This is a genomic window from Brevundimonas sp. LPMIX5, from assembly GCF_003576505.1.
Lineage (GTDB): Bacteria > Pseudomonadota > Alphaproteobacteria > Caulobacterales > Caulobacteraceae > Brevundimonas > Brevundimonas naejangsanensis.
Window position 1 is genome coordinate 13,653 of sequence record NZ_QWTZ01000001.1, and the last position, 24,639, is coordinate 38,291.

The following is a 24,639-nucleotide window of genomic DNA, read 5'->3' on the forward strand; positions in this document are numbered from 1 at the left end:
AGATGGCCAAGACCGAAAAGAAGACTGTGACCGTCCGTCAGACGGCGAGCCCGATCCGCCGCAAGGGCGATCAGCGCGCCACCCTGGTGGGCCTGGGTCTCAACCAGATCGGCCGTGAGTCGACCCTGGAAGACACCCCCTCCGTCCGTGGGATGATCGCCAAGGTCGCCCACATGGTGGAAGTGGTCGAGAAATAAGACGCTTCGCCCTCTCCCGTTCGCGGGGGAGGGCGTTTCGCTTTGTGAAGAAGCATCTTGCGATGCAGACGCGGGTCGCTTAATCAGCGACCCTTCAATTTTTACAACGCCGAGTCAGGACCGCCTGGCGGACCTGGCGCTAGAACCCGAAAGGATCAGGCAATGAAACTGAACGAAATCCGCGACAACGAAGGCGCAACCAAGAAGCGCATGCGCGTCGGCCGTGGCCCGGGCTCGGGCAAGGGCAAGACCGCGGGGCGCGGCGTCAAGGGTCAGAACTCGCGTTCGGGCGGCGGCAAGGTCGGCTTCGAAGGCGGCCAGATGCCGCTGTACATGCGTATGCCGAAGCGCGGCTTTAACGTGCCGAACGCGCCGAAGCTGGCTGAAGTCAACCTGTGGCGCCTGCAAGAGGCCATCGACGGCGGCAAGCTGGACGCCAAGGCCGAGATCAACGGCGCGGCCCTGGTCGCCGCCGGCGTGATCCGCCGCGTCAAGGACGGCGTGCGCGTCCTGGGCGAAGGTGAACTGAAGGCCAAGCTGAACCTGGTGGTCTGGTCGGCCTCGGCCGGCGCCATCAAGGCGGTGGAAGCCGCCGGCGGTTCGGTCAAGCAGGAGCGCATTGAAGCTGAAGCCAAGGCTGCGGCCCGTCTCGAGAAGCGCAATGCGACTCGCGGCAAGGCCCCGGCGCCGAAGGCTCCGCTGGGCGACGCCAACAAGATCTCGGCTCGCGCCAAGCGCGCCGCGGCCAAGGCCTAAATCCGATATCGTCATCCCGACGGGGGCGCGGCTCTCGCGCCTTCGCCGGGAAGGTCCGGAACGGGATGACGATTTTCCGAAAGCGGCCCTCGCAAGAGCGCCGCTTTCCGCCTATCTGAGCACGGGCATGACTAATGGTGACCGTGTGGGGAGCGCCTGATGGCTTCGGCCGCTGAACAACTTGCTGCCAATATGAACATCGGCTCGTTCGCGAAAGCGACCGAGCTGCACAAGCGCCTGCTGTTCACGCTGGGCGCGCTGCTGGTCTATCGGATCGGCACCTATGTTCCGATCCCTGGGATCAATGGCGAGGCCTTCCTGGCCTTCTTCCAGAATCCGGATGGCCAACGCGGCATCCTGGACATGTTCAACATGTTCTCGGGCGGCGCCGTCGAGCGCATGGCCGTGTTCGCGCTGAACGTGATGCCCTACATCTCGGCGTCGATCATCGTCCAGCTGATGGGCGCGGTCTATCCGCCGTGGGAGAAGCTGAAGAAGGAAGGCGGCGAGTCGGGCCGCAAGCAGCTGAACCAGTACACCCGCTATCTGACGGTGTTCCTGGCCCTGGCCCAGTCCTTCGGCATCGCGGTGGGCCTGAACGCCCAGCCCGGCCTGATCGACCAGCCCGGTCTGTTCTTCATCATTTCGACGGTCACCGTTCTGACCGGCGGCACCATGTTCCTGATGTGGCTGGGCGAGCAGGTGACGGCGCGCGGCGTCGGCAACGGCATCTCCCTGATCATCTTCGCGGGCATCGTGGCGGTTCTGCCGTCGACGGTGGCGCGGATGCTGGGCCTGGCCCAGCAGGGTCAGATGTCGGCCTTCACCCTGTTCTTCATCGCCATCATGGCGGTGGCGGTCATCGTCTTCATCGTCTTTATGGAGCGCGCCCAGCGCCGTCTTCTGATCCAGTATCCGAAGCGCCAGGAAGGCAACCGGATGACCGGCGGCGAGCGCAGCTTCCTGCCGCTGAAGGTCAACACCGCAGGCGTGATCCCGGCCATCTTCGCTTCGTCGCTGCTGATGCTGCCGACGACGGTGGCTCAGTTCACGGCGAACGCGAATCTGCCGGAATGGATGAGTTGGCTGCCGCTGGTGACGGCGCAGCTGACGCACGGCAAGCCCGTCTTCATGGTGCTGTACGCCGTCCTGATCATCTTCTTCTGCTTCTTCTACACCTCGATCACCTTCAACCCCGAGGACACGGCCGAGAACCTGCGCAAGTACGGCGGCTTTCTGCCGGGCATCCGTCCGGGCAAGCGCACGGCCGAGTATCTGGACTATGTCCTGACGCGCCTGACGGTGATCGGCGCCGCCTATATCACCGCCGTCTGTCTGCTGCCGGAGTTCCTGGTCAGCAGCCTGGGGAACAGCCTGTACTTTGGCGGAACGTCTATCTTGATCGTGGTCTCGGTGACGATGGACACTGTCGCCCAGATTCAGTCGCACCTGCTGGCTCACCAGTATGAGGGGCTGATCAAGAAGGCCAAGTTGCGCGGCCGTGGCCGGGGCGGTTCCGCTCCTGCCCGTCGCTGATCGGGTAGGGGGCCCGAAGACATAATGAACCTGATCCTGTTCGGGCCGCCTGCGGCCGGCAAGGGCACCCAGGCCAAGCGGCTGGTCGAGGGGCGGGGCATGGTCCAGCTCTCGACCGGCGACATGCTGCGCGCGGCGATCGCTTCCGGCTCCGAGCTGGGGCTGAAGGTCAAGGACGTGCTGGCGCGAGGCGACCTCGTCACCGACGAGATCGTCATCGCTCTGATCGAAGCGCGCCTGCCGGAGGCCGAGGCCGCCGGCGGCGCCATCTTTGACGGCTTCCCCCGCACGGTGGCTCAGGCTGAAGCATTGGACGCCATGCTGGCCAAGCGCGGCGCCAAGATCGACAGCGTCATCCGCCTGAAGGTGGACGACGCCGCCCTGACGGACCGGATCGGCAAGCGGTTCGCTGAACAGGGCCGTGCAGACGACAATCCCGAGACCTTCAAGGACCGTCTGGCCGTCTACAACCGCCAGACCGCGCCGCTGCTTCCCTACTATGAAGGCCAGGGCAAGCTGACCGAGGTGGACGGCATGGGCGATATCGCCGCCGTAGCCGCCGCTATCGACGCAGCGCTGGACGCCTGATCAGGCGCGCGGTCTGATCTCCTCGACTTCTGAAGCGTTAGCGTTCGGAGGCCTGTGCGGGAGAGGCGGTTGCGACCGAAACGAATGAAACAATGGCGCTGGGGCGCGGCGGGGCTTGTGGCTCTTCTGCACCTCGGCGCCTTTGTGCTTTTGGGCGTAGGGCGGCCCGAGACGACCCTGGACGCGCCGCCGCCGCTTATCATTGTCGACCTGATTCCGTTTGAACGTCCCGAGCGGCCTCCGCCCCCGCCTGCGGAACCGGCAGTCACGCAAGGGGGCGGAGCGCCCGCCGCCGCCTCAAGCGTGCGTCCCCCGCGACCGCGTCCGGCGCCGCCTCCGCCCGAAGTCGTCGCGCCCCCGCGTCCCGCTCATGAACAGCCACTGGTCCTCGGCGCGGCGCCAGAGCCCGGTCCGACGCCGGGTCAGGGCCAGGGCGGGCAGGGGACGGGCAGCGACGGCGGCAGCGGTTCCGGCGTCGGCCCCGGCGAGGGCGACGGCCCGCCGCGCATCATTCGCGGCCCGACGGTGGGCGAACTGCGGGCCCTGCATCCGCGCGAAGCCTTCCGCCAGCGGAGGGGCGGGCAGGCGACACTGGCCTGTCGGGTTCGGCTGGACACCACCCTGAGCGACTGCCGCCTGGTGGACGAAACGCCGCCGGGGATGGGATTCGGTCAGGCGGCCCTTGCGGCCTCGCGATATTTCCGCTTTCGTCCTCCGACGCAGAACGGAGCGCCGATTGATGGTCGAGAGGTCCGGGTGGGGGTCGAATGGCCCTGAACCATCCTGCTCACGGCGCTTGCCCGTTGACGCATCGGGAATCCCCTGTATAAGGGCGGACTTCCGCGAAGGGCGTACACGCTCCTGGTCTGTTGACCGGAGCGGTTTCTGCGTCTGATTAACGCGTACTTGGAGAATTTCGTGGCCCGTATCGCAGGCGTCAACATTCCGACCAACAAGCGCGTTGAAATCGCGCTTCAGTACATCCACGGCATTGGCGCGCATAACGCCAAGGAGATCACGGCCAAGATCGGCATCGAGCCGGCTCGCCGCGTGAACCAGCTGACCGACGCGGAGATCCTGCAGATCCGCGAAGCCATCGACCGCGACTACACTGTCGAAGGCGACCTGCGTCGCGAGACGTCGATGAACATCAAGCGTCTGATGGACCTGGCCTGCTATCGCGGCCTGCGTCACCGTAAGGGCCTGCCGGTCCGCGGCCAGCGCACTCACACCAACGCTCGCACCCGCAAGGGTCCGGCCAAGCCGATCGCCGGCAAGAAGAAGTAAGAGAGAGGCCTGACCGATGGCTAAGGAACCGGGTCGCGTTAAGCGCCGCGAACGTAAGAACATCACCTCGGGCGTCGCCCACGTGAATGCTTCGTTCAACAACACCATGGTGACCATCACCGACGCTCAAGGGAACGCGATTTCCTGGTCGTCGGCCGGCCACATGGGCTTCAAGGGCTCGCGCAAGTCGACGCCGTACGCCGCTCAGATGGCTGCGGAAGACGCTGGCAAGAAGGCCGCCGAGCACGGCGTCAAGACGCTGGAAGTGAACGTCTCGGGTCCGGGTTCGGGCCGTGAGTCGGCCCTGCGCGCCCTGCAGGCCGTCGGCATGACGATCACGACCATCCGCGACGTGACGCCGATGCCGCACAACGGCTGCCGTCCGCCCAAGCGCCGTCGCGTCTAAGGTTCACGCCGCCTACCCCTTCTCCCGGCGGCTCCTGTTGTCCTGAACGTGAGGACACGGAGCCGTCGAAACCCGTTCGAGGGACTTTATGATCGAAAGAAACTGGCAAGAGCTGATCCGTCCCGAGAAACCGCAAGTCGAGGGCGGGTCTGACCCGCAGCACAAGGCGCGTCTGATCGCCGAACCTCTCGAGCGCGGTTTCGGTGTGACGCTCGGCAACGCGCTTCGTCGCGTTCTGCTGTCTTCGCTTCAAGGCGCGGCGGTCACGGCCATTCAGATCGACGGCGTTGTTCACGAGTTCTCGTCGCTGGAAGGCGTTCGCGAGGACGTTGTCGACATCGTTCTGAACATCAAGCAACTGGCCCTGCGCATGCACGCAGAAGGTCCGAAGCGGATGACCCTGCGCGCCACGGGCCCCGGCCCGGTGACTGCGGCTCAGATCGAACTGCCGGCCGATATCGAGGTGCTGAACCCGGATCACGTGATCTGCACCCTGGACGACGGCGCCTCGGTCCGCATGGAACTGACGGTCCAGAACGGCAAGGGCTACGTCGCCGCCGAACTGAACCGCCCGGAAGACGCTCCGATCGGCCTGATCGCCGTCGACGCCCTGTATTCGCCGGTGAAGCGCGTCGCCTATCGCGTCGAGCCGACCCGTCAGGGCCAGTCGCTGGACTACGACAAGCTGATCCTGGAAGTTGAAACCAACGGCGCCGTCTCGCCGGTTGACGCCGTGGCTTACGCCGCGCGCATCCTGCAAGACCAGCTGCAGATCTTCATCACCTTCGATGAGCCGACGAAGGCTGTCGAGCAGTCGGACGGCAAGCCCGAACTGCCCTTCAACCCGGCCCTGCTGAAGAAGGTGGACGAGCTGGAGCTGTCGGTCCGTTCGGCCAACTGCCTGAAGAACGACAACATCGTCTACATCGGCGACCTGATCCAGAAGACCGAGGGCGAAATGCTTCGCACCCCGAACTTCGGCCGCAAGTCGTTGAACGAAATCAAGGAAGTTCTGGCGTCCATGAGCCTGAGCCTCGGCATGGATGTGCCGAACTGGCCGCCGGAAAACATCGAAGATCTGGCCAAGAAGTTCGACGACCAGATCTGATCATTAACCCCTCCGCCCAGGTCCCGCGTGGATCGGTTGGGGCGGTTAGAATGAGAGGCCCCAGGTCTCGTCCGCCAAGTAGGGACGAGAAACCAGGGTCGAGTAGGAGAGACCCCGATGCGCCACGGCGCCGCCTATCGTAAGCTCGGCCGTACGGTCAGCCACCGCCAGGCCATGTTCGCCAACATGGCCGCCTCGCTGATCAAGCACGAGCAGATCACGACCACCCTGCCCAAGGCGAAGGAACTGCGTCCCTTCGTCGAGAAGCTGGTCACCCTGGCCAAGAAGGGCGACCTGCACGCCCGTCGTCAGGCCATCAGCGCCGTTCGCGACGTGCCGCAGGTCGGCAAGCTGTTCGACACGCTGGCTCCGCGTTACGCCGAGCGTAACGGCGGCTACATCCGCATCATGAAGGCGGGCTTCCGTCACGGCGACAACGCCGCGATGGCCGTCATCGAGTTCGTGGATCGCGACGTCGAGGCCAAGGGCAAGGACTCCGGTCCGGTCTTCGCCATCGAGGGCGACGACGAGGCCTGATTTCAGGCTTTACTGTTGAAATGTCGAAAGGGCGGCCGGAGCGATCCAGCCGCCCTTTCTTTTTGCCTCCGCCGTGGCTTGGCTGTGGGTAATCCTCGTCGCAGGCCTTTTCAGGCTGCGGGTAAATTGCGTCCGGGCCGCGAAGACGCCAAGCTGTCGCCAAGCCTCGCAGAAGGCTGAGAGTGAACGCATCAGGAGATCGCATGACCCGTCCGTCCGCCGTGCTTGCGGCCAGTTTGGCTTTTTGGGCCTTGTTTTCCGTCAGCGCCCTGGCGCTCGAAGCCGCCGCCTCGCCGGCCCCGGTCGCGGCCACGGCCGCCCCCGCCCGCACCCTCACCACCCCGCTGGAGGCGTTCGGCCATGAGGTCGGGGCGGACTATCATCTGATCACCTACACCCAGTTCGAGCGCTATCTGCACACCCTGGCAGGGCAGTCGGACCGGATGAAGCTGCTGGAGATCGGCAAGTCCTCCGAAGGGCGGACGCAGTACCTCTCGGTCGTTTCCTCGCCGCAGAACCTGGCGAACATCGACCGCTATCAGGAGATCGCGCGGCGCCTGGCCAAGGCCGAGGGCGTCAGCGAGGACGAGGCCCGCGCCCTGGCCGCCGAGGGCAAGGCCGTGGTGTGGATCGACGGCGGCCTGCACTCCACCGAAACCGTGCCGCCCCAGGCCCTGATCGCCGCCCTGTATGAATGGCTGACCGCCGAGGACGCCGAGGCCAAGCGCATCCTGGACGACGTGGTCATCCTGTTCGCGCCGATGAACCCGGACGGGTGGGAGCTGGTCTCCACCTGGTATATGCGCAACGAGGACCCGCTGAAACGCGAATACGCGTCTATTCCCCGCCTGTATCAGAAGTACGTCGGTCACGATAACAACCGCGACTACTACCTGTCGGCCATGACCGAGACGACCAACGTCAATCGGCAGTTCTTCCGCGAGTGGTTCCCGCAGATCATCTACAACCATCACCAGACGGCGCCGGCGGGGACTGTGGTCTTCATGCCGCCGTTCCGCGACCCCTTCAACTACAACTACGATCCGCTGGTCATGAGCACCCTCTCCGAGGTCGGGGCCGCCATGCACAGCCGCCTGATCGAGGAGGGCAAGCCCGGCTCGACCATGCGCAGCGGGGCCAACTATTCGACGTGGAACAACGGGATGGAGCGCTCCGTCACCTATTTCCACAATGCGGTCGGCCTGCTGACCGAGATCACCGGCCATCCGACCCCCAGCCAGATCAGCCTGATCCCGGACAACCAGTTGCCGCGCAACGACCTGCCCCTGCCGGTGGCGCCGCAAACCTGGCGTTTCGCCCAGTCGATTGAGTACTCGCAATCGATCAACCGGGCGGTGCTGAACTACGCCTCGCGCAACAAGGATCGGGTGCTGTTCAACATCTGGCGTATGGGCCAGAACGCCATCGACAAGGGGAATACCGACACATGGCGGGTCACGCCCTCGGCGATCGACGCCCTGAACGCAGCGGCGGGCGAGAACGCTCGCCGAGTCGATCCGGCGCTGTATGAAAGCGTGTTGCGCGACCCGGCCCGGCGCGATCCGCGCGGCTATGTCATCCCGGCGGATCAGGCCGACCTGCCCACCGCCGTCGCCTTCCTGAACAGCCTGATCAAGACCGGCGTGGATGTGGAGCGGGCGACGCGCGCCTTCACCATCGGGGCTAAGACCTATCCGGCGGGTTCCTATGTGGTGAAGACGGCCCAGGCCTATCGCCCGCACGTTCTGGACATGTTCGAGCCGCAGGACCACCCGCACGACCTGCAGTATCCGGGCGGCCCGCCCAAACTGCCCTATGACGCCACCGGCTACACCCTGGCCATGCAGATGGGCGTGCAGTTCGACCGCATCCTGGACGGCTTCGAGGCGCCGACCGAACGCGTCGCCGACGTCATGGCCCCGCCGCCGGGCCGGATCGAGGGATCGGGCCGGGCGGGCTGGCTGATCGATCATGCGCCCGTCAACGGCTACATCCTGACCAACCGCCTGCTGGCGGCGGGTCTGCCCGTCTACTGGCAGGAGGGCGAGACCCGCGCGGGTCGCGCGACCCTGCCGCCCGGCGCCCTGTGGATTCCGGCCGACGACAAGGCCCGCCCGATCATCGAGGCGGCCGTGCGCGACCTGGGCCTGACCGCCCACGCGGTCGCCCGCGCGCCGGGCGGCGAGCAGATCGCCCTGAAGCCGGTGCGCATCGGCCTGGTCGACCGCTACGGCGGCTCCATGGCCTCGGGCTGGACCCAGTGGATGCTGGAGCAGTTCGAATATCCGTTCGAGGTGGTCTATCCGCAGCGCCTCGACGCAGGCGACCTGAACAAGGATTTCGACGTCCTGGTCTTCGCCTCGGACATGATCCCGGCCGACCTGTCCGCCGCCGCCCAGCGCCCGCAGCCGGCGCCCGAGAGCATCCCCGCCGAATACCGCGGCTGGCTGGGCCACATCACCGCCGAGACGACCGTGCCCCAGCTGGACGCCTTCGCGCGGGCGGGCGGCAGCGTCGTCACCATCGGCTCGGCCCACCGCCTGGCCGCCGCCATGGGCGCGCCGGTGCAGGATGTGCTGACCACGGCGGACGGCAAGCCGGTGGCCTCGACCGACTTCTTCATCCCCGGCGCGGTGATGCAGACCGAGGTCGACAACAGCCGCCCCCTCACCTTCGGCGCCCCGCGCCAGATGAACGTCTTCTTCAACCGCAACACGGGCTTCCGCCATGCGGGCGAAGGAGCCAGCCTGGTGCGCTATCCGCAACAGGTCGCCGTCTCCAGCGGCTGGGCCGTCGGGCCGGAGAAACTGTCGGGCGCCGACGCCGTGCTGGACCTGGAGCACGGCCAGGGCCGGGTCATCGTTCTGGGTCCCGATGTAGTGAACCGCGCCCAGGCGCGGGCGTCGTCGCGACTGCTGTTCAACGCCCTGTTCTACGGCCCTGCCGTGGCTAGGAGCGACCGCTAAGCCCGGCGAACCTGCACGAAGAATGAAAAGGCCGCCCGGCGTCTGCGGGGCGGCCTTTTTGCTGCGGAAGCGTCGGGATCAGCTTTCGGAGGCGTCGGCCTGCGCCGCCTTCGCTGCTCGGCTGCGGCCATAGATGAAGTAGACGGCGAGGCCGACCAGGTTCCAGACCACGAACCAGATCTGTGTCTTCTGCGGCAGGCTGGCGAGCAGGTACAGACAGCCCGCGATGGCGACGGGACCAACGAACCAGCCCAGCGGCGTGCGGAAGCCGCGCGCCATGTCCGGCGCGCGACGACGCAGGATCAACATGCACAGGGCCACGGCGCTGAACGCCACCAGAGTGCCCGCGTTGGCGAGGGCGACGATTTCGTCCAGCGGGAAGAACAGGGCGATGGTTCCCACCACGCAGGCGGTGAACACGGTGATGCGCACGGGGGCGCCGCCCTTGGAGACGCGGGCCAGGCCGCGCGGCAGCAGGCCGTCGCGCGCCATGACGAAGAAGATGCGGCTCTGGCCGTAGAAGAAGGCCAGAATAACCGTAGGCAGGGTCAGGACCGCCGTGACAGCCAGGAAATGAGCGGCGCCAGGCTGGCTGATCTCGCGCAGGATCAGGGCCAGCGGCTCGGGGCTGTTGGCGAAGCGGGTGAAGGGTGTCGCCCCGAGGGCGACGGTGGCGATGATGGTGTAGATGGCCGCGCAGGCCAGCATGGAGCCGATGATCCCAATGGCCAGGTCGCGCTTGGGATTGCGCGTTTCCTCGGCCGCCGTGGCGATGGCGTCGAAACCGTAGAAGGCCGAGAAGATGATGGCCGCCGCCGCCATGACCCCGCGCTCGACGCCGTCAGGCCCCATGTGACGGGCGAAACCATAGGGGCTGAAGGGCTCCAGGTTGGCGGCGTTGAAGTGGGGCAGGGCGAACCAGACGAACAGGGCCAGGGCCGACAGCTTCACCGCCACCAGGATCAGGTTCAGCGTTGCGCTTTTCTTGGCGCCGGTCAGCAGCAGGGCGGCCACGACGATGATGATGAAGAGGGCGGGGACGTTGGCGATTCCGCCCGCGTGCGGCCCCTGCATCAGGGCCATCGGCAGGCCCAGCCAGTCATGCAGCAGAGGGGCCGCATAGCCTGCCCAACTGACGGCCACGGCGCTGACCACAAGGCTGTATTCCAGGATCAGGCTCCAGCCGATGACCCATCCTGCCATCTGGCCCAGCACTACGCGCGAATAGGTATAGGCGCTCCCTGACGCCGTCACCGTGCTGGCCATCTCTGCGTAGCACATGGCGGCGCAGGCGCAGACGAAACCGGCGATCAGGAAGGACAGCAGGACGGCGGGGCCCGCCTTGTCCGCGCCGATGCCGATCAGGGTCAGGATGCCGGTGCCGACGATGGCGCCTACGCCCATCGCCACCAGATGCGGCCAGCTCAGGCTGCGAGCGAGGGTCTGGGGGCCCGGTTCTGGATTGGAGCGCGGTAGCGCGTCTGGGCCGCCCATCGGTGGCTCCTGTCTGGGGAAGGTCATGAAGCCAGCGGGTTTGCGGTGGATGCCGCGGCAATACAAGGGGCTCGGGCGCGCCAGCAGACGACCCGTCCGGATTTCTGATCCGATGGCGGAATTTTCGTCACGGTTTCACCGTTGAAACGGCACGAAAACGAGGCCGATCCGTCACCGGCACGCGCAAGCTTCCATCGCGCTTTTCTCTATCCCTCCCCATCGGGCAGGAGGGGTCCGATGTCATTACCGGTCGGTATGGCCGTCCCCCCGCCGCAGATTTTTGATCAATCGGTGGAATGACGATGAACAGCAGCTTCAAGACCCTGCTCGTGGTGGCGGCCAGCACCCTGGCTCTGGCGGCCTGCGGCGGCTCGGCCGAGGTGGCTTCGCCCGGCGAGGGCGACTTCGGCAATGGCGGCGGCAATGGCGGCGGTAACGGCAACGGCAATGGCGGCAACGGCCAGGCAGCGGCGGACTGCCCCGCTGGTTTCGCCAACGTCGGCACCATGGCCAACGGCACGTTGCGCAACTGTCAGCTGCCGCAGCAGATCAACGGCCCGCTGACCGTGCCGCTGCGCGCCGGCACCATCTATTCGATTTCGGGCCGTACGGCCGTCGGCGTGGACGGCGGCGTCGACGCCTCGGCCAACACCGGCACTCAGGGCGTCCTGACGGTCGAGGCGGGCGTGACCATCTTCGCCTCGGGCGGCGGCGACTATCTGCTGATCAACCGTGGCTCGCAGATCTACGCGGAAGGCACGGCCTCGCAGCCGATCATCTTCACCAGCCGCCAGAACGTCGAAGGCGCGACGAACGAGAACTCGCACGGTCAATGGGGCGGCATCGTCATCGCCGGCCGCGCGCCTCAGGCCAACTGCCAGCTGACCGCTCCTGTCACCTGCACCGGCCAGGTCGAGGGCACCAACGCCTTCTACGGCGGCGGCAACGCCAACGACAATTCGGGGCGTCTGCGTTACGTGCAGATCCGTTATTCGGGCTTTGAAATCTCGACCGGCAATGAACTGCAGGCTTTGACCCTGGCGGGCGTCGGCGCGGGCACTGTCATCGAATACGTCCAGTCCTACAACTCGTCGGACGACGGCATCGAAATCTTCGGCGGCAACGTCAACCTGAGCCGCATCGTCATCAACGGCGCCGACGACGATGGCTTCGACACCGACACCGGCTGGCGCGGCGGCGCCCAGTTCGGCATCGTGACCCAGCGCGCTCCGAATGCGACCAGCCGCTCGGCCGGTTTCGAGTTCTCGGCCGCCCCGGCCTCGACGCCGTTGGCCCAGCGCTACAACTCCCAGCCCAAGATCGCCAACTGGACCCTGGTGGGCCGCAACTCGCCGACCGACGCCCACACCGTCGCCCACTTCGACACGGGCGTGAAGGCCACCGTCGTCAACTCGGTCTTCACCAGCGTGGCGGGTTCCGCAGCCGGTTGCCTGGACATTGCGGACGCCGACACCGCCAGCGTGAACCCGGTGTTCAACTCGGTCTTCATGTCCTGCGGCATTCCCTACCGCGCCAGCGGCGCTGCGCGTTCGGAGCCGATCTTCACGGCCGGTTCGAACAACACGGTCAAGGGAACCTCGACCCTGACCGCGCCGACCTCGGGCGTCACCATCACCAATCAGGTTCTGACCTTCATCAACGGCGCCAATGAAACCGCCGTGACCCCGGTCAAGGCCTCGGGCGTGCATCCCTTCTTTGTCGATACCGACTACATCGGCGCCGTGAAGAACGCCTCGGACACCTGGTGGCAGGGTTGGACCTGCGGCCTGACCGCCAACTCGAAGTGCTGATGAACCCTCTGGCGAGGCGGCGGTCCGAAAGGGCCGCCGCCGACCCATTGAGCGCCCAGACTCTCTCGATCTTCGCAAGGCAGCCGAACATGAAGAACAAGACCCTGACCCGTAACGGGGTGCTGCTGGCCAGCAGCGCCCTCGTCGCCGCTTTCGGCGCGCCCAGTCTCGCGCTCGCCCAGGCTGTCGCACAGGCGGCTGCTCCCGCCGCCGCCGTGGCGCTGAGCACTGAACTGCCCGCCGATCCGGAAAGCCCGGATCAGGTGACGCAGACCCCGGCCACCCAGTTGGGCGACATCGTCGTCCTGGGGCGCAATATCCCGGAGCCGAACCGTCAGAGCGCCGAGGTGGCTGCTTTCCTGACCTCCGAAGACCTGCAACGCACCGGCGATTCCACCGCCGCCGCCGCCCTGACCCGCGTGACCGGCCTGTCGATCGTCGATGGTCGCTTCGTCTATGTACGCGGCCTGGGCGAGCGCTATTCCTCGGCCCTGCTGAACGGCTCGCCGTTGCCCAGTCCCGAACCGCTGCAACGCGTGGTGCCGCTGGACCTGTTCCCCTCCAGCATCCTGGCGGGCGTGACGGTTCAGAAGTCTTATTCTCCCAACTATCCGGGCGAGTTCGGCGGCGGGGTCATCGACCTGCGTACGGTGGACGCCCCGGCCGAGCCCTTCCTGACCTTCAAGGCGGGCGTCGGCGGCAACACCGAGACCACCGCGCGCGACAACCTCGTCTACTACGGCTCGGATTCCGACTGGACCGGGTTCGACGACGACACCCGCAAGGTTCCGGGCCAGATCGCCCAGGCCTTCCGTCTCGGCAAACAGATCAACCTGGCCAACTTCTCGGCGTCGGAAGTTCAGGCGATGGGCCGCTCGCTGGTCAATGCGCCGCTGCGTCTGATGCAGCGTCAGCAGACGCCGGTCGACGGCAGTCTGGAGCTGGCGGGCGGCTTCCGCACCCCGACCGAGATCGGCGACATGGGCGTCATCGCCGTCGCCGGCTATGACAACTCGTGGCGCACCCGTCAGGCGATCCAGGAAAAGTCGCAGTTCGAAGGCGACATCCTGATCCCCCGGTCGACCAAGGATGTAGAGTCCAATCAGAACGATGTGCGCCTGAACTTTCTGGGCGGCCTGTCGCTGACGACCGACGATCATGAGGTGAAGTGGACGAACCTCTATGTCCGCACCACGACCAAGCGCGCCCGCATCTCCAGCGGCCCGGACTTCGACGCGGGCGACAGCATCATCCGCAACGACTACACGGAATGGTTCGTGCGCCAGTTGTTCACCAGCCAGCTCGCAGGCGAACATTATTTCGGCGCTGACGGCGCGTGGAAGCTGGACTGGCGCGCGGCCTACGCCAAGACCTCGCGCGACGCCCCCTATGAATCGCGGTTCCAGTACGGTGTCGACGCCCAGGATCGCTTCATTCACAACGTTCAGGGCAACCAGATCTCGTTCAGCGAACTGGACGATGAAGTCTGGTCCGGCGGCGCGGACCTGGCCTACAAGCTGCCGATGGCGGCGGGCCGCGAAGCAACCATCAGCGTCGGCGCATCGACGCTGGACAACACCCGCTCGGCCGAGCGTCACGACCTGCAGTTCGAGGCCGTCAACGGCCTGACCGACAGCCAGCGCCGGGCGCGCATCGACTATCTGTTCTCGGACTTCAACATCAATCCGTGGACCCTGCAGTTGCGTGAGGTCGCAGGCTCGAACGGCGCCAACGCCTATGACGCCGACCTCAAGGTCAACGCGGTCTACGCCATGGTCGATGCCGAGTTCGTGCCGACCGTGCGCACCACCTTCGGCGTCCGTTTCGAGGACGGACAGCAGAGCGTGACCCCCCGCGACCTGTTCGGCGGGACCTCGTCCTATGAGGCGACCGAGATCAAGGAGCAGTACTGGCTGCCGTCGTTCACCGCGACGTGGAACTTCACCGAGGATCAGCAACTGCGCTTCGGCGCGTCCAAGACGATCGGCCGCCCGCAGTTCCGCGAGCTGGCGCCTCAGGCCTACACCGATCCGGAAAGCGACCGCGTCTTCATCGGCAACCCCTATCTGACGGACACCGAAATCCTGAACCTGGACGCGCGCTGGGAATGGTACTTCGGTCGCCAGCAGTTCGTCACGGCGGGCGTCTTCTACAAGAAGCTGGACAAGCCGGTCGAAGCGATGATCGTCGACGTCGGCAACCAGCGCCAGCAGTCCTTCCTCAATGCGCCGGAAGCGACCGTCATGGGCGTCGAGGCCGAGGTGAAGAAGTATTTCGAGTTTGCCGATCAGGCGGCCTTCATTTCCAACAAGCGCTGGCTGGTGCAGGCCAACTACACCTGGTCGGACTCCGAGATTTCGGTGGGTGAGAACGACACCGTCATCACCCTGAGCGGCGCCGGCGCCCCGCAACCGGCCCGCGCCTTCCTGCAGGACGGCAGCCGTCTGCAGGGCCAGTCCGAACACGTCGCCAACCTGCAACTGGGCTGGGAAGACGACACGGCGCGGTCGCAGGCGACGCTGATCCTGAACTATGTGTCGGAGCGGATCACGGCGCGTGGCGCGGGTCTGTATGAAGCCCGCGAGCCTGACTATCTGCAGGAGCCGGGCGCCTTCCTCGACTTCGTCTATCGCAAGGACTTCACCGTTAAGGGCCGCGACCTGGGCTTCGCCTTCGAGCTGCGCAACCTGCTGGGGACCGGGTTCGAGGAGTATCAGGAACTGGGCAACAAGATCCGCATCAACAAATACGATCTGGGCCAGAGCGCCTCGATCAGCCTGACCGCGCGTTTCTAGGCGCAGGTTACGACTGACATTTGAGCCGGGAGGTCTAGCGGCCTCCCGGCTTTTTGTTTGGGCGCTGCCCTTTCAACCGCTCATCCCGGCGGACGCCGGGATCCAGTGCTTTGGCTACGCCCTACGCAGTTCCTGACCCATTCGCTCGCGGCTCTCACTGGATCCCGGCGTCCGCCGGGATGAGCGGGAAATAGAAGTCTGCATTTTCATTAAGAATTGTCCGAACCCGCTGCATCTGTCGTGACAACTTCTCGGCGCTGTCATGGTTCGGAGCGAGCCGGGTACGGAGCATCCGCCTAGGGAGGCGTTGCGGCCGCGAGAGGCCGTTGGGGATGTCTTCCTTGCTCGCTGGCCTTCGCAAACTGAGCGGCGTTTCATGGGGCCGGGGGGGCCTGTCCCTCCGTCGTCTGCCGCTGCGGCGCGTGGTCGAAGCGGCGCTGATCCTGCTTCTTCTGGCGCAGGGCGGGCGGCTGGTCTGGCTGTTCGCGGCTCCGGCGCCGCAGGCCGTGCAGGCGCGCCCTCTGCCGGAGGTCGATCTCAGCATCCTGTCGCGCTTCGACGCCTTCTTCCGTAACGGCGGTGGAGGTGCGCAAACGTCTCCGTCGGACGGCGGCGGCCTGACCCTGTTCGGCGTGCGCGCGGACGGCGCGGGCGGCGGTTCGGCCATCATCGGCCTGTCGGATGGACGCCAGGTCTCGGTCGCGGCGGGCGAGGAACTGGAGCCGGGGCTGACCCTGACCTCGGTCGCCCCTGATCATGTCATGCTGTCGCGCGGCGGCGCGCCGTTCCGTCTCGACTTTCCCGATATGGTCTCGGGCGCCGTGCCCGCAGCGCCTGCAACGACGCCGCAACCCGCTGTGACGGCGCCTGAACCCGCCTCGGCCGAGGACGCGGTGGTCGATCCTCAGCGCCTGATCGCCCAGGCGGGGCTGCGACCCCGCATCCAGGGGCTGGGCGTCAACGGCCTGACCGTTTCCGCATCGGGCGACGGGGGCGAGTTGCGCAATGCGGGGCTGCGCTCGGGCGACGTCATCCTGTCTGTCAACGGCACGGCCCTGAACAGCCCTCAGGCGCTCGCCGCCCTGCGCGGCCAGCTGGCCGACGCCCCTTCGGCCCAGATTCAGTTCGAGCGCGACGGTCAGGTCCGCTCCACCACTCTAAGGACGCGCCCATGAAGGCCCCCAGTCGTCGCTCTGGAAGCCGCTCCCTGCTTACCGGCGTTCTGGCCGCTGTTCTGGCGGTCCAGCCGCTGGCCGCCGCGCCGGTGATGGCGCAGGAGACGCGCCAGACGCTGAACGTCCAGAACGCCGACATCCGCGCCTTCGTGCAGGATGTGGCGCGCACGACGGGGCGCACCTTCATCGTCGATCCAGCGGTGACGGGCACGGTGACGGTGTCCAGCCCGCGCCCGCTGACCCGCGCCCAGCTGTTCGAGGTCTTCCTGTCGACGCTGCGGGCCAATGGTCTGGTGGTGACGCCGACGTCGTCCGGCGCCTATCGCATCAGCCCGGCCCAGGGCGCGGCGCAAGGCCCCGCCACCGTCGGCGCCGAACGCTTCACCACCGAGGTCTTCACCCTTCGCCACATCGACGCCGCCTCGGCCGCCGAGACGATCCGGCCGCTGGTCGGGGCGCAGGGGCAGGTGCTGGCCAATCCCGGCGCCAACAGCGTGGTGGTGGCCGACTTCGCCGACAATCTGTCGCGCATCCGGGCGCTGGTCGGCCGCATCGACGTGGATCGTTCCGCCTATGAGGTCGTGGCGCTGGAGAACGCCTCGGCGCGCGAGATCGCAGGCGTGCTGCAACAGGTGACGGGCGGTCCCGGCGGGCCGGGGCTGGTGACGATCACCCCGGTCGAAAGCTCCAACGCCCTGGTGCTGCGCGGGGACGGCCAGGCCCTGTCGCGGGTGCGCGGTCTGATCGCCGATCTGGACGGCCGGGCGCGGGCCAGTCAGGACGTTAATGTCGTCTTTCTGGAACACGCGGACGCCGAGCAGCTTCTGCCGGTTCTGCAACAGATCGTGGGGCAGCCTGCCGATGCGGCGGCGACCTCGTCTCCGCGCCTGCGCACCGCCCGCGCCGGGGCGAACCAGACGACCAGCGGCATGGGGCAGGGCGGCCTGACCACGACGGCCGAGGGCGACAGCGGGCCGATCGGCTCGACCACGGTGACCGCCACGGGCCAGCGCGCCACCATCGCCCGTTTCCCCGGCGCGAACGCTCTGGTCATCTCCGGCCCGGCGGACCTGCAACGCACCCTGACGGAGGTGATCCGCCAACTGGACGTGCGCCGTCAGCAGGTGCTGATCGAGGCCATCGTCGTCGAGCTGAGCGACAAGGCCGTGCGCGATCTGGGCGTGCAGTGGCTGATGGCGGGCGAGCAGGGCGTCGGCCTGACCAACTATTCCGACCGCGCCGCGCCCTTGGTCCCCATTGCGGGCGGGGCGGCGGCGGGCCAGCTCGACAAGGACGATCCCTTACGCGAACGGCTGCAGAACCTGGCGCTGAACAGCCTGCTGGGCGCCAACGGCTTCGTCGGCGGGGCGGGCGGCAAATGGGGCGACGGCCTGTTCGGCTTCATCATCAATGCGGCCAAGACGGATGCGGGCTCCAACCTGTTGCAGACCCCGTCGATTATGACGCTGGACAACGAAGAGGCGACCTTCCTGGTCGGGCAGGAGGTGCCGATCACCACCGGCCGGGCCATTCTGGACGGCAACTCCAACCCCTTCACCACGACCGAGCGCAAGGACATCGGCGTGCGCCTGACGGTGCGGCCCCAGATCAATGCGGGCGGCTCCATCACCCTGACCCTGAGGCAGGAGGTGTCGAGCATCAACGGCCTGCTGACCAGCGGCGCCAACGACCTGATCCTGGACAAGCGCGAGTTGGAGACGACGCTGGTGGTCGATGACGGCGACATCGCCGTGGCGGGCGGCCTGCTGGATCAGAACGACCGGCTGGAGACCAGCAAGGTGCCGGGGCTGGGCGACATTCCGGGCGTCGGCGTCCTGTTCCGCTCGACCAGCCGCCAGCGGGGGCGGACCAATCTGATGGTCTTCCTTCGCCCGACGATCCTGCGCACGACGGCGGACGCACAGGGGCTGGCGGCGGATCGCTGGGGCTATATGCGCGGCGAGCAGCAGCGGGTTCACCCCGACCGTGAGCCGAGCCTCGACGCCCTGCTGCGTGACTATATGCAGGCTCAGCCGCCTGCGGCTCCAGCGGCGGGCGAGCCGCTGGTCATCGCCCCTGTCGCGCCCGTCGCGGCCCGGCCGTTGCCGCCGGTGGCGGGGGCTGCCCTGTGATCACCGTCGTCGATCCGCGACTGCCCTACGGCTTCGCCAAGACCCACGGCGTCCTGCTGCTGGCGGCGGGCGAGGTGATGGCGGTGGGGGTGCGCGAGGGTGCCGACCCTCTGGCGCTGGTCGAGGCGCGCCGCGCGCTGGGCCGCCCGCTGGAGGCGACGCCGCTCAGCGCCGCCGCCTTTGATCGCAAGCTGTCGGAAGTCTATGCGGGCGAGCAGTTGACGGCGGCCGACGGCGATGACCTGTCCCTGCCGGTGGGGCTGGACAGTCTGGTGGACGACATTCCGGCGGCGGCGGACCTGCTGGACGCCACGGACGACGCGCCGGTCATCCGCCTGATCAACGGCGTCATCGCCGAGGCCGCCCGCATCGGCGCCTCGGACGTGCATCTGGAAAGCTATGAGACGCGCCTGCTGGTGCGGATGCGGGTGGACGGGGTGCTGCGCGAGGCGTTGAGCCTGAACCCGCGCGTGGCGCCGCTGCTGGTGTCGCGTATCAAGGTCATGGCGCGGCTGGACATCGCCGAGAAGCGCAAGCCGCAGGACGGACGCATCCCCCTGACGCTGGGCGGCAAGTCGCTGGACGTGCGCGTCTCGACCCTGCCGTCGCGGGCGGGCGAACGGGTGGTGCTGCGGATTCTGGACAAGGATCAGGCCGGGCTGACGCTGGACCGGCTGGGCATGGATCCGGCGGCGCTGGAGGCCTTCCGCCATGCGCTGGCCGAGCCGAACGGCATCATTCTCGTCACCGGCCCGACCGGCTCGGGCAAGACGACCAGCCTCTATGCCGGGCTGTCGCTGCTGAACGACGGCTCGCGCAACATTCTGACGGTGGAAGACCCGGTCGAATACGCCATGGAGGGTGTCGGCCAGACGCAGGTGAATCCCAAGGTCGGCATGACCTTCGCCGCCGGTCTGCGCGCCATCCTGCGTCAGGACCCGGACGTGGTCATGGTCGGCGAAATCCGCGATACGGAGACGGCGGCCATCGCCGTTCAGGCGTCGCTGACCGGCCACCTGGTGCTGTCGACGGTCCACACCAATGACGCGGCCGGGGCGGTGACGCGCCTGCGCGACATGGGGGTCGAGCCCTTCCTGCTGGCCTCGACCCTGCGGCTGGTGGTGGCGCAACGGCTGGTGCGGCGACTGTGCCCGCACTGCCGGATCGAGGAGACGGCGGACAAGGCGACGGCGCGGCTGATCGGCGCCGAGGAAGGCGTGCGCGTCTGGCGGCCGCACGGTTGCGCCGACTGCGGCTCGACCGGTTATGTCGGGCGCATCGGCCTTTATGAGACGCTGACGGTGGACGAGAAGGTGCGCCGCCTGATCGCCTCGGGCGCCGATGAGGACGCGGTGTTCGACGCCGCCTTTGCGCGCGGCGGGACGCTGGCCGACCGGGCGCGGACGCTGGTGCTGGAAGGCGTCACCTCGGTCGAGGAGGCCCTGCGCGTGGCGCGTCAGGAAACCGCCGCCGAAGAGGTCGCGGCCTGATGGCGGCCTTCGACTACATCGCCGCCGATGCGGTCGGGCGGATGGTCAGCGGCTCTGTAAACGCTGTCGACGAGGTGGGTGCGCGCAAAGCGCTGGCGAAGCGTCAGCTGGCGCCGTTGCAGCTGTCACCCGGTCGTTCGGGGGCGGTCGTCGCCTCAGCGAAGGCGGGCAAGGCCGGGCGGCTGTCGCCCAAGGCGCTGGCGCTGACGACGCGGCAACTGGCGACGCTGATCTCCGTCTCTCCGCTGGAGGAGGCGCTGCGCAATCTGATGCTTCAGGCAGATCGGCCCAACGTCCGCCGCGTGCTGGAAGGGGTCCACGCCGGGGTGATCGAGGGGCGGCACCTGTCGGACGCCATGGGCCAGCAGGGTGCGGCCTTTCCACCGCTTTATCGCGCCATGACGGCGGCGGGCGAGCAGTCGGGCGCGTTTCAGCCCATCCTCGAACGGCTGGCCGACGGGCTGGAGCGGGACGAGGTGGTGCGCGGCAAGGTGCTGACGGCTCTGGTCTATCCGTGCGTGCTGGCGGTGGTGGCGCTGGGCGTCATCGTCGCCATGATGACCTATATCGTGCCCAAGGTGGTCGATCAGTTCGACAGCATGGGCCAGACCCTGCCGCTGCTGACGCGGCTGGTCATCGGCCTGTCGGACCTGATGCGCGACTGGGGCTGGCTGATGGCGCTGGTCCTCGCCGCCGTGGTCGTGGCGGGGCTGATCGCGCGGCGGCGCGAGGCGGTGCGGCTGAGGCTGGACGCCTGGGTGCTGAAGCTGCCGCTGGTCGGGCGGCTGACGCGCGACCTGCACGGGGCGCGCATGGCCCGCACCCTGTCGACCATGATCGCGGCGGGCCTGCCGGTGCTGGAGGGGCTGACCATCACCGCCCGCACCGTCTCCAACCGCGCCCTGCGCCGCGCCACCGAACAGATGGCCGAGGCTGTGCGCGAAGGCGGCGGGCTGTCGGCCGCCATGCGCCGCGCCGAGGTCTTCCCGCCCATCCTCGTCTATATGACCGCATCCGGCGAAAGCAGCGGTCGGCTGGAGCCCATGCTGGAGCGCGCGGCCGACTATCTGGAGCGCGAATTCTCCAACTTCACCGCCGTGATGCTCAGCCTGCTGGAGCCGGCGATCATCGTGGTCATGGGCGGGATCGTCGCCGTGATCGTGCTGTCGATCCTGCTTCCCATCCTTCAGATCAACACCCTGGCCCTGGGGTGAGAGAGGCATTGATGTCCGTTCTCAAGACCTGCGCCCGACGCCTGCGCCATGTCGGCCAAGCGCGCGCCCGACGCGCTCAAGCAGCGAGCCGCCGCGCGGCGAGCGGTAGGGCACGACAGCTCGCTCAAGCAGCGCGCGCCCGAGGCGTGCGCGGTAGCGAACAAAGAATGGGCTTCACCCTTGTCGAATTAATGGTCGTCATCGTCATCATCGGCCTGTTGGCGACAGTGGTGGCGATCAACGTCCTGCCCAGTCAGGACAAGGCCATGGTCGGCAAGGCGCGGGCCGACATCTCGGTGCTGGAGCAGGCGGTGGAGACCTATCGCCTCGACAACCTGACCTTCCCGACGGAGCAACAGGGGCTGAAGGCCCTGACCGCGCCGCCTGCCGATCTGGCGCGGCCGGAACGCTATCGCCAGGGGGGCTATGTCCGTCGCCTGCCGGAAGATCCGTGGGGCAACCCCTATCAGTACCGTCGCCGCAGCGCCCACGGCGGCCAGTTCGACATCTGGTCCTTCGGCGCCGACGGCCAGGAAGGGGGCGAGGGGAATGACGCCGACATCGGCAACTGGCAGGGCTGACCACGCCCAATCGACGCGCGCGCTCCAACGCGCTCAAGCAGCGGGTGGTAGCGCACGACAACTCGCTCAAGCAGCGCGCGCCCGCGGCGCGCGCGGTAGCGCACAAAGAACGGGGTTTACCCTTGTCGAATTAATGGTCGTCATCGCCATTATCGGCGTGGCGGCGGGGGCGGTGATGCTGTCCATGCCGGATCCGCGTCCGACGCTGGCGGTCGAGGCCGAGCGGTTCGCTGCGCGCCTGACGCTGGCGCGGGAGGAGGCGGTGATGACGAACCGCCCGGTGGCCCTGCGCGCCGATGCGGCGGGCTATGGTTTCGAGAGTTTCGACGGCGCCGTCTGGACGCCGTTGACGGGCGCGCTGGCGCCTAAGGCGTGGGGCGAGGGCGCCGCCGTCGCCGGAGCCGGAGCCGGAGCCGCCCGCGCCGTGTTCGACCCGACCGGCGGCGCCGACGCCGCCAGCGTGCGGCTGGAGCGCGAGGGGCAGGCCGTCACCGTGGCCATCGACGGCGCGGGTGAGGTGACGATCCATGAGTGAGGGTTCGTCCCGTGCGGGCTTCACCCTGATCGAATGCCTTGTGGCGCTGGCCGTGTTCGGTCTGGCGGCGATGGCGCTGCTGAACCTGTCAGGCGAGAGCACCCGCTCGGCGGCGCGGGTCGAAACGCGGACGCTGGGCGGCATCGTCGCCGATAACGTGGCCGCCGAGGCGATGATCGCGCCCGACCTGCCCAGCGGCAGCACGGCTGGTCAGGCGTCGCTGGGCGGACGCGAGTGGCGCTGGGTGCGAATGGTCAGCGCGACGGACTTGCCCGGCATCGGCCGCATCGACGTGCGAGTCTTCGCGGATGAGGAACAGGCCGCCGAGCGCGTGCTGTTCCGGGCGGCGGGGGCATCATGAAAGATCGCCTATCCGCTGAAGCAGCGAGCCGCCGCGCGGCGAGCGGTAGCGCCTCCAAACGCGCTCAAGCAGCGAGCGCCCGTGGCGCGAGCGATAGCGCGAAAAGCCGACAAGGGTTCACCCTTGTCGAAGTCATGATCGCCCTGTTGATCTTCGCCCTGCTGGCGGGGGCCGGCGCGCTGGTGCTGGGGCAGTCGATTGACAATCGGTTCGCGGTGAAGGCCAATGCTGACCGGGTGGCGGCGCTGCAACGCACGCGCGCCCTGCTGCGCGCTGATCTGGCGCAGGCGACGGCGCGTCGGGTGCGCGGGCCGACGGGGCGTCCGGCGCCTCAGGCGATCATGGGGCCGCAACGGCCGGGCGATCCCCTGCTGATGCTGGCCCGCAGCGGCTGGAGCAACCCGGACGGCGCGCCGCGCGCCTCGGTCCAGAGAGTAGAATACCGACTGGTCGAGGACCGGCTGGAGCGCCGCGTCGCCCCCTATCTGGATGGAACGCGAGCCGGGCCGCCGCAGGTGCTGTATCGTGGGGTGAGGGACGCCCGCGTCGCCTTCATCCAGAACGGCTCCGAGGCGCCCGCTTTTTCCGCCAGCAGCGACCGGCCCCTGCCGGACGCCGTGCGGGTGACGCTGACGCTCGACGGCTTCGGCCCGGTCGAGCAGCTGTTTCTGGTCGCCGCCGCATGAAGCCGGGCGCGCGCGATCGTCGGGGCATGGCCCTGCTGACCGTTCTGCTTCTGGTGGCGGTGATGGCGGCGCTGTGCGTGGTGCTGCTGGACGATGTGCGCTTTTCGGTGCGCCGCACGACCAACGCCGAAAGCCAGGCGCAGGCGCAAGGCTTTGCGGCGGGGGCAGAGGCCCTGGCCCGTCGCCGCTTGTCCGATCTTGTTCGGGCTGATCCTGCCCGCACGCCGCTTCAGCCCCAGTGGAACGGCCGCGTCTTCGCCCTGCCGCTGGAAGACGGCGAGGGGCGGGCGGTGATTCGCGACGGCCAGTCGTGCTTCAACCTGAACAGCTTGGTGCTGGGGCAGGGCGAGGATCTGATCGCCCGGCCGGAAGGGGCGGCGCAGTTCATCGCGCTCGGCGAGGCGCTGGGCGCGCCGCGCGGGCGGATGGCGGCGGTGGCGGTGGCCCTGACCGACTGGATGGACGGCGATGACGAGGTCTCGCCGCAGGGGGCGGAGGATTCTACCTACGCCAGCCGCCCCACGCCGTATCGTACCGGCGGGGTCATGCTGGCCGAGGTTAGCGAGCTGCGCGCCGTGGCGGGGGTGGACGACGCACTCTATCGTCGCTTGAGGCCGCATCTGTGCGCCTTGCCCGAGGCGCGGCTGTCGCCCCTGAACGTCAACACGCTGGAGCCGCAGGACGCTGTGCTGCTGGTCGCCATCAGCCGGGGTGTGGTGGGCCTGAACGCCGCCAAGGCGGCCATCGCCGCGCGCCCGGCGACGGGGTGGAGCAGCCTGGACGCCTTCTGGGCTCAGCCCGCCCTCTCCAGCGTCGTCGTAGAAGAAGAGGCCAAGGGCCAGATCACCCTGGCTACCCGCTATTTCGATCTGAGGGTCGAAATCGCGCACGGCGACGCGCGCGCCGTCCGTACCGCCCTGATCCACGTCGCGCCCGACGGCGTGGCGCGCACCGTCATCCGCCGCTGGACGCCTGAAGAATGAG

The 24,639-nt window shown here is 67.7% G+C and carries 22 protein-coding genes; 21 read left to right on the top strand and 1 reads right to left on the bottom strand.

All coding sequences use genetic code 11. The features are described from left to right. Positions 1-2: 2 nt before the first annotated feature. The 10 genes from rpmD to D1604_RS00165 all read left to right on the top strand — a co-directional run bounded on the left by rpmD (position 3) and on the right by D1604_RS00165 (position 9,381). Positions 3-197, top strand: a complete 195-nt coding sequence (gene rpmD, locus D1604_RS00120) for a 50S ribosomal protein L30 (RefSeq protein WP_024353166.1) — start codon at positions 3-5, stop codon at positions 195-197. A 162-nt stretch (positions 198-359) separates the two neighbouring features. Further along, entirely contained in the window at positions 360-953 is a 594-nt protein-coding gene (gene rplO / locus D1604_RS00125; RefSeq protein ID WP_119411694.1) for a 50S ribosomal protein L15, read from the top strand. A gap of 159 nt (positions 954-1,112) precedes the next feature. Continuing rightward, positions 1,113-2,489 (top strand): preprotein translocase subunit SecY, encoded by a 1,377-nt coding sequence (gene secY / locus D1604_RS00130; protein ID WP_024353164.1) that lies wholly within the window; start codon positions 1,113-1,115, stop codon positions 2,487-2,489. A gap of 24 nt (positions 2,490-2,513) precedes the next feature. Continuing rightward, positions 2,514-3,077, top strand: coding sequence for an adenylate kinase (locus D1604_RS00135; RefSeq protein WP_024353163.1), 564 nt, complete (start codon positions 2,514-2,516; stop codon positions 3,075-3,077). Positions 3,078-3,161: 84 nt separating this feature from the next. Further along, positions 3,162-3,854, top strand: a complete 693-nt coding sequence (locus tag D1604_RS00140; RefSeq protein WP_119411695.1) for an energy transducer TonB — start codon at positions 3,162-3,164, stop codon at positions 3,852-3,854. A 141-nt stretch (positions 3,855-3,995) separates the two neighbouring features. Next, positions 3,996-4,364 (top strand): 30S ribosomal protein S13, encoded by a 369-nt coding sequence (rpsM, locus tag D1604_RS00145; RefSeq protein ID WP_024353161.1) that lies wholly within the window; start codon positions 3,996-3,998, stop codon positions 4,362-4,364. 16 nt (positions 4,365-4,380) lie between these two features. Continuing rightward, positions 4,381-4,770 carry a 30S ribosomal protein S11 gene (gene rpsK / locus D1604_RS00150; RefSeq protein WP_003164390.1) on the top strand — a complete coding sequence of 130 codons (390 nt, stop codon included), beginning with the start codon at positions 4,381-4,383 and terminating at the stop codon, positions 4,768-4,770. Between the two features lie 88 nt (positions 4,771-4,858). Then, positions 4,859-5,878, top strand: coding sequence for a DNA-directed RNA polymerase subunit alpha (locus D1604_RS00155; RefSeq protein WP_024353160.1), 1,020 nt, complete (start codon positions 4,859-4,861; stop codon positions 5,876-5,878). A gap of 117 nt (positions 5,879-5,995) precedes the next feature. Further along, positions 5,996-6,415, top strand: a complete 420-nt coding sequence (rplQ, locus tag D1604_RS00160) for a 50S ribosomal protein L17 (RefSeq protein WP_003170003.1) — start codon at positions 5,996-5,998, stop codon at positions 6,413-6,415. A gap of 203 nt (positions 6,416-6,618) precedes the next feature. After that, entirely contained in the window at positions 6,619-9,381 is a 2,763-nt protein-coding gene (locus D1604_RS00165; protein WP_119411696.1) for a M14 family metallopeptidase, read from the top strand. A gap of 78 nt (positions 9,382-9,459) precedes the next feature. Here D1604_RS00165 and D1604_RS00170 read toward each other — a convergent pair whose 3' ends face one another. After that, positions 9,460-10,875: an amino acid permease gene (locus D1604_RS00170; protein WP_119411697.1), complete on the bottom strand. Its 1,416-nt coding sequence runs from the start codon at positions 10,873-10,875 to the stop codon at positions 9,460-9,462. Between the two features lie 302 nt (positions 10,876-11,177). Here D1604_RS00170 and D1604_RS00175 point away from each other — a divergent pair, with 302 nt between their 5' ends. From D1604_RS00175 to gspK, 11 genes are all read left to right on the top strand, one after another. Beyond that, entirely contained in the window at positions 11,178-12,686 is a 1,509-nt protein-coding gene (locus D1604_RS00175) for a hypothetical protein (RefSeq protein ID WP_024353157.1), read from the top strand. An 89-nt stretch (positions 12,687-12,775) separates the two neighbouring features. Beyond that, positions 12,776-15,481 carry a TonB-dependent receptor domain-containing protein gene (locus D1604_RS00180; protein ID WP_199683583.1) on the top strand — a complete coding sequence of 902 codons (2,706 nt, stop codon included), beginning with the start codon at positions 12,776-12,778 and terminating at the stop codon, positions 15,479-15,481. Between the two features lie 332 nt (positions 15,482-15,813). Beyond that, positions 15,814-16,656 carry a type II secretion system protein N gene (locus D1604_RS00185; protein ID WP_119411700.1) on the top strand — a complete coding sequence of 281 codons (843 nt, stop codon included), beginning with the start codon at positions 15,814-15,816 and terminating at the stop codon, positions 16,654-16,656. Continuing rightward, positions 16,653-18,788 (top strand): type II secretion system secretin GspD, encoded by a 2,136-nt coding sequence (gspD, locus tag D1604_RS00190; protein WP_119411701.1) that lies wholly within the window; start codon positions 16,653-16,655, stop codon positions 18,786-18,788. The genes D1604_RS00185 and gspD overlap by 4 nt, the downstream gene beginning before the upstream one ends. Beyond that, positions 18,785-20,278: a type II secretion system ATPase GspE gene (gene gspE, locus D1604_RS00195; RefSeq protein ID WP_119411702.1), complete on the top strand. Its 1,494-nt coding sequence runs from the start codon at positions 18,785-18,787 to the stop codon at positions 20,276-20,278. Before gspD ends, gspE begins: the two co-directional genes overlap by 4 nt. Continuing rightward, the gene (gene gspF / locus D1604_RS00200) at positions 20,278-21,492 is read left to right on the top strand and encodes a type II secretion system inner membrane protein GspF (RefSeq protein WP_119411703.1); all 1,215 of its coding nucleotides are present in this window, start codon (positions 20,278-20,280) and stop codon (positions 21,490-21,492) included. The genes gspE and gspF overlap by 1 nt, the downstream gene beginning before the upstream one ends. Positions 21,493-21,659: 167 nt before the next feature. Further along, complete coding sequence (gspG, locus tag D1604_RS00205) at positions 21,660-22,073, top strand: type II secretion system major pseudopilin GspG (RefSeq protein ID WP_119411704.1); 414 nt, start codon at positions 21,660-21,662, stop codon at positions 22,071-22,073. After that, positions 22,042-22,608 (top strand): GspH/FimT family pseudopilin, encoded by a 567-nt coding sequence (locus D1604_RS00210; protein ID WP_119411705.1) that lies wholly within the window; start codon positions 22,042-22,044, stop codon positions 22,606-22,608. The genes gspG and D1604_RS00210 overlap by 32 nt, the downstream gene beginning before the upstream one ends. Further along, complete coding sequence (gene gspI, locus D1604_RS00215; protein WP_119411706.1) at positions 22,601-22,969, top strand: type II secretion system minor pseudopilin GspI; 369 nt, start codon at positions 22,601-22,603, stop codon at positions 22,967-22,969. The genes D1604_RS00210 and gspI overlap by 8 nt, the downstream gene beginning before the upstream one ends. Beyond that, positions 22,966-23,655, top strand: coding sequence for a type II secretion system minor pseudopilin GspJ (gene gspJ, locus D1604_RS00220; RefSeq protein ID WP_119411707.1), 690 nt, complete (start codon positions 22,966-22,968; stop codon positions 23,653-23,655). Before gspI ends, gspJ begins: the two co-directional genes overlap by 4 nt. Continuing rightward, positions 23,652-24,638, top strand: a complete 987-nt coding sequence (gene gspK, locus D1604_RS00225) for a type II secretion system minor pseudopilin GspK (RefSeq protein ID WP_119411708.1) — start codon at positions 23,652-23,654, stop codon at positions 24,636-24,638. The genes gspJ and gspK overlap by 4 nt, the downstream gene beginning before the upstream one ends. Position 24,639 lies beyond the last annotated feature (1 nt).

Coding starts and splice junctions, on each gene's coding strand:
- gspJ (WP_119411707.1), top strand. CDS start 22,966: ATGAAAGATCGCCTATCCGCTGAAGCAGCGAGCCGCCGCGCGGCGAGC.
- D1604_RS00170 (WP_119411697.1), bottom strand. CDS start 10,875: ATGGGCGGCCCAGACGCGCTACCGCGCTCCAATCCAGAACCGGGCCCC.
- D1604_RS00180 (WP_199683583.1), top strand. CDS start 12,776: ATGAAGAACAAGACCCTGACCCGTAACGGGGTGCTGCTGGCCAGCAGC.
- gspI (WP_119411706.1), top strand. CDS start 22,601: ATGAGTGAGGGTTCGTCCCGTGCGGGCTTCACCCTGATCGAATGCCTT.
- rplO (WP_119411694.1), top strand. CDS start 360: ATGAAACTGAACGAAATCCGCGACAACGAAGGCGCAACCAAGAAGCGC.
- D1604_RS00155 (WP_024353160.1), top strand. CDS start 4,859: ATGATCGAAAGAAACTGGCAAGAGCTGATCCGTCCCGAGAAACCGCAA.
- gspK (WP_119411708.1), top strand. CDS start 23,652: ATGAAGCCGGGCGCGCGCGATCGTCGGGGCATGGCCCTGCTGACCGTT.
- rpsK (WP_003164390.1), top strand. CDS start 4,381: ATGGCTAAGGAACCGGGTCGCGTTAAGCGCCGCGAACGTAAGAACATC.
- secY (WP_024353164.1), top strand. CDS start 1,113: ATGGCTTCGGCCGCTGAACAACTTGCTGCCAATATGAACATCGGCTCG.
- D1604_RS00210 (WP_119411705.1), top strand. CDS start 22,042: ATGACGCCGACATCGGCAACTGGCAGGGCTGACCACGCCCAATCGACG.
- gspD (WP_119411701.1), top strand. CDS start 16,653: ATGAAGGCCCCCAGTCGTCGCTCTGGAAGCCGCTCCCTGCTTACCGGC.
- rpmD (WP_024353166.1), top strand. CDS start 3: ATGGCCAAGACCGAAAAGAAGACTGTGACCGTCCGTCAGACGGCGAGC.
- rplQ (WP_003170003.1), top strand. CDS start 5,996: ATGCGCCACGGCGCCGCCTATCGTAAGCTCGGCCGTACGGTCAGCCAC.
- D1604_RS00185 (WP_119411700.1), top strand. CDS start 15,814: ATGTCTTCCTTGCTCGCTGGCCTTCGCAAACTGAGCGGCGTTTCATGG.
- gspG (WP_119411704.1), top strand. CDS start 21,660: ATGGGCTTCACCCTTGTCGAATTAATGGTCGTCATCGTCATCATCGGC.
- D1604_RS00165 (WP_119411696.1), top strand. CDS start 6,619: ATGACCCGTCCGTCCGCCGTGCTTGCGGCCAGTTTGGCTTTTTGGGCC.
- gspF (WP_119411703.1), top strand. CDS start 20,278: ATGGCGGCCTTCGACTACATCGCCGCCGATGCGGTCGGGCGGATGGTC.
- D1604_RS00175 (WP_024353157.1), top strand. CDS start 11,178: ATGAACAGCAGCTTCAAGACCCTGCTCGTGGTGGCGGCCAGCACCCTG.
- D1604_RS00140 (WP_119411695.1), top strand. CDS start 3,162: ATGAAACAATGGCGCTGGGGCGCGGCGGGGCTTGTGGCTCTTCTGCAC.
- D1604_RS00135 (WP_024353163.1), top strand. CDS start 2,514: ATGAACCTGATCCTGTTCGGGCCGCCTGCGGCCGGCAAGGGCACCCAG.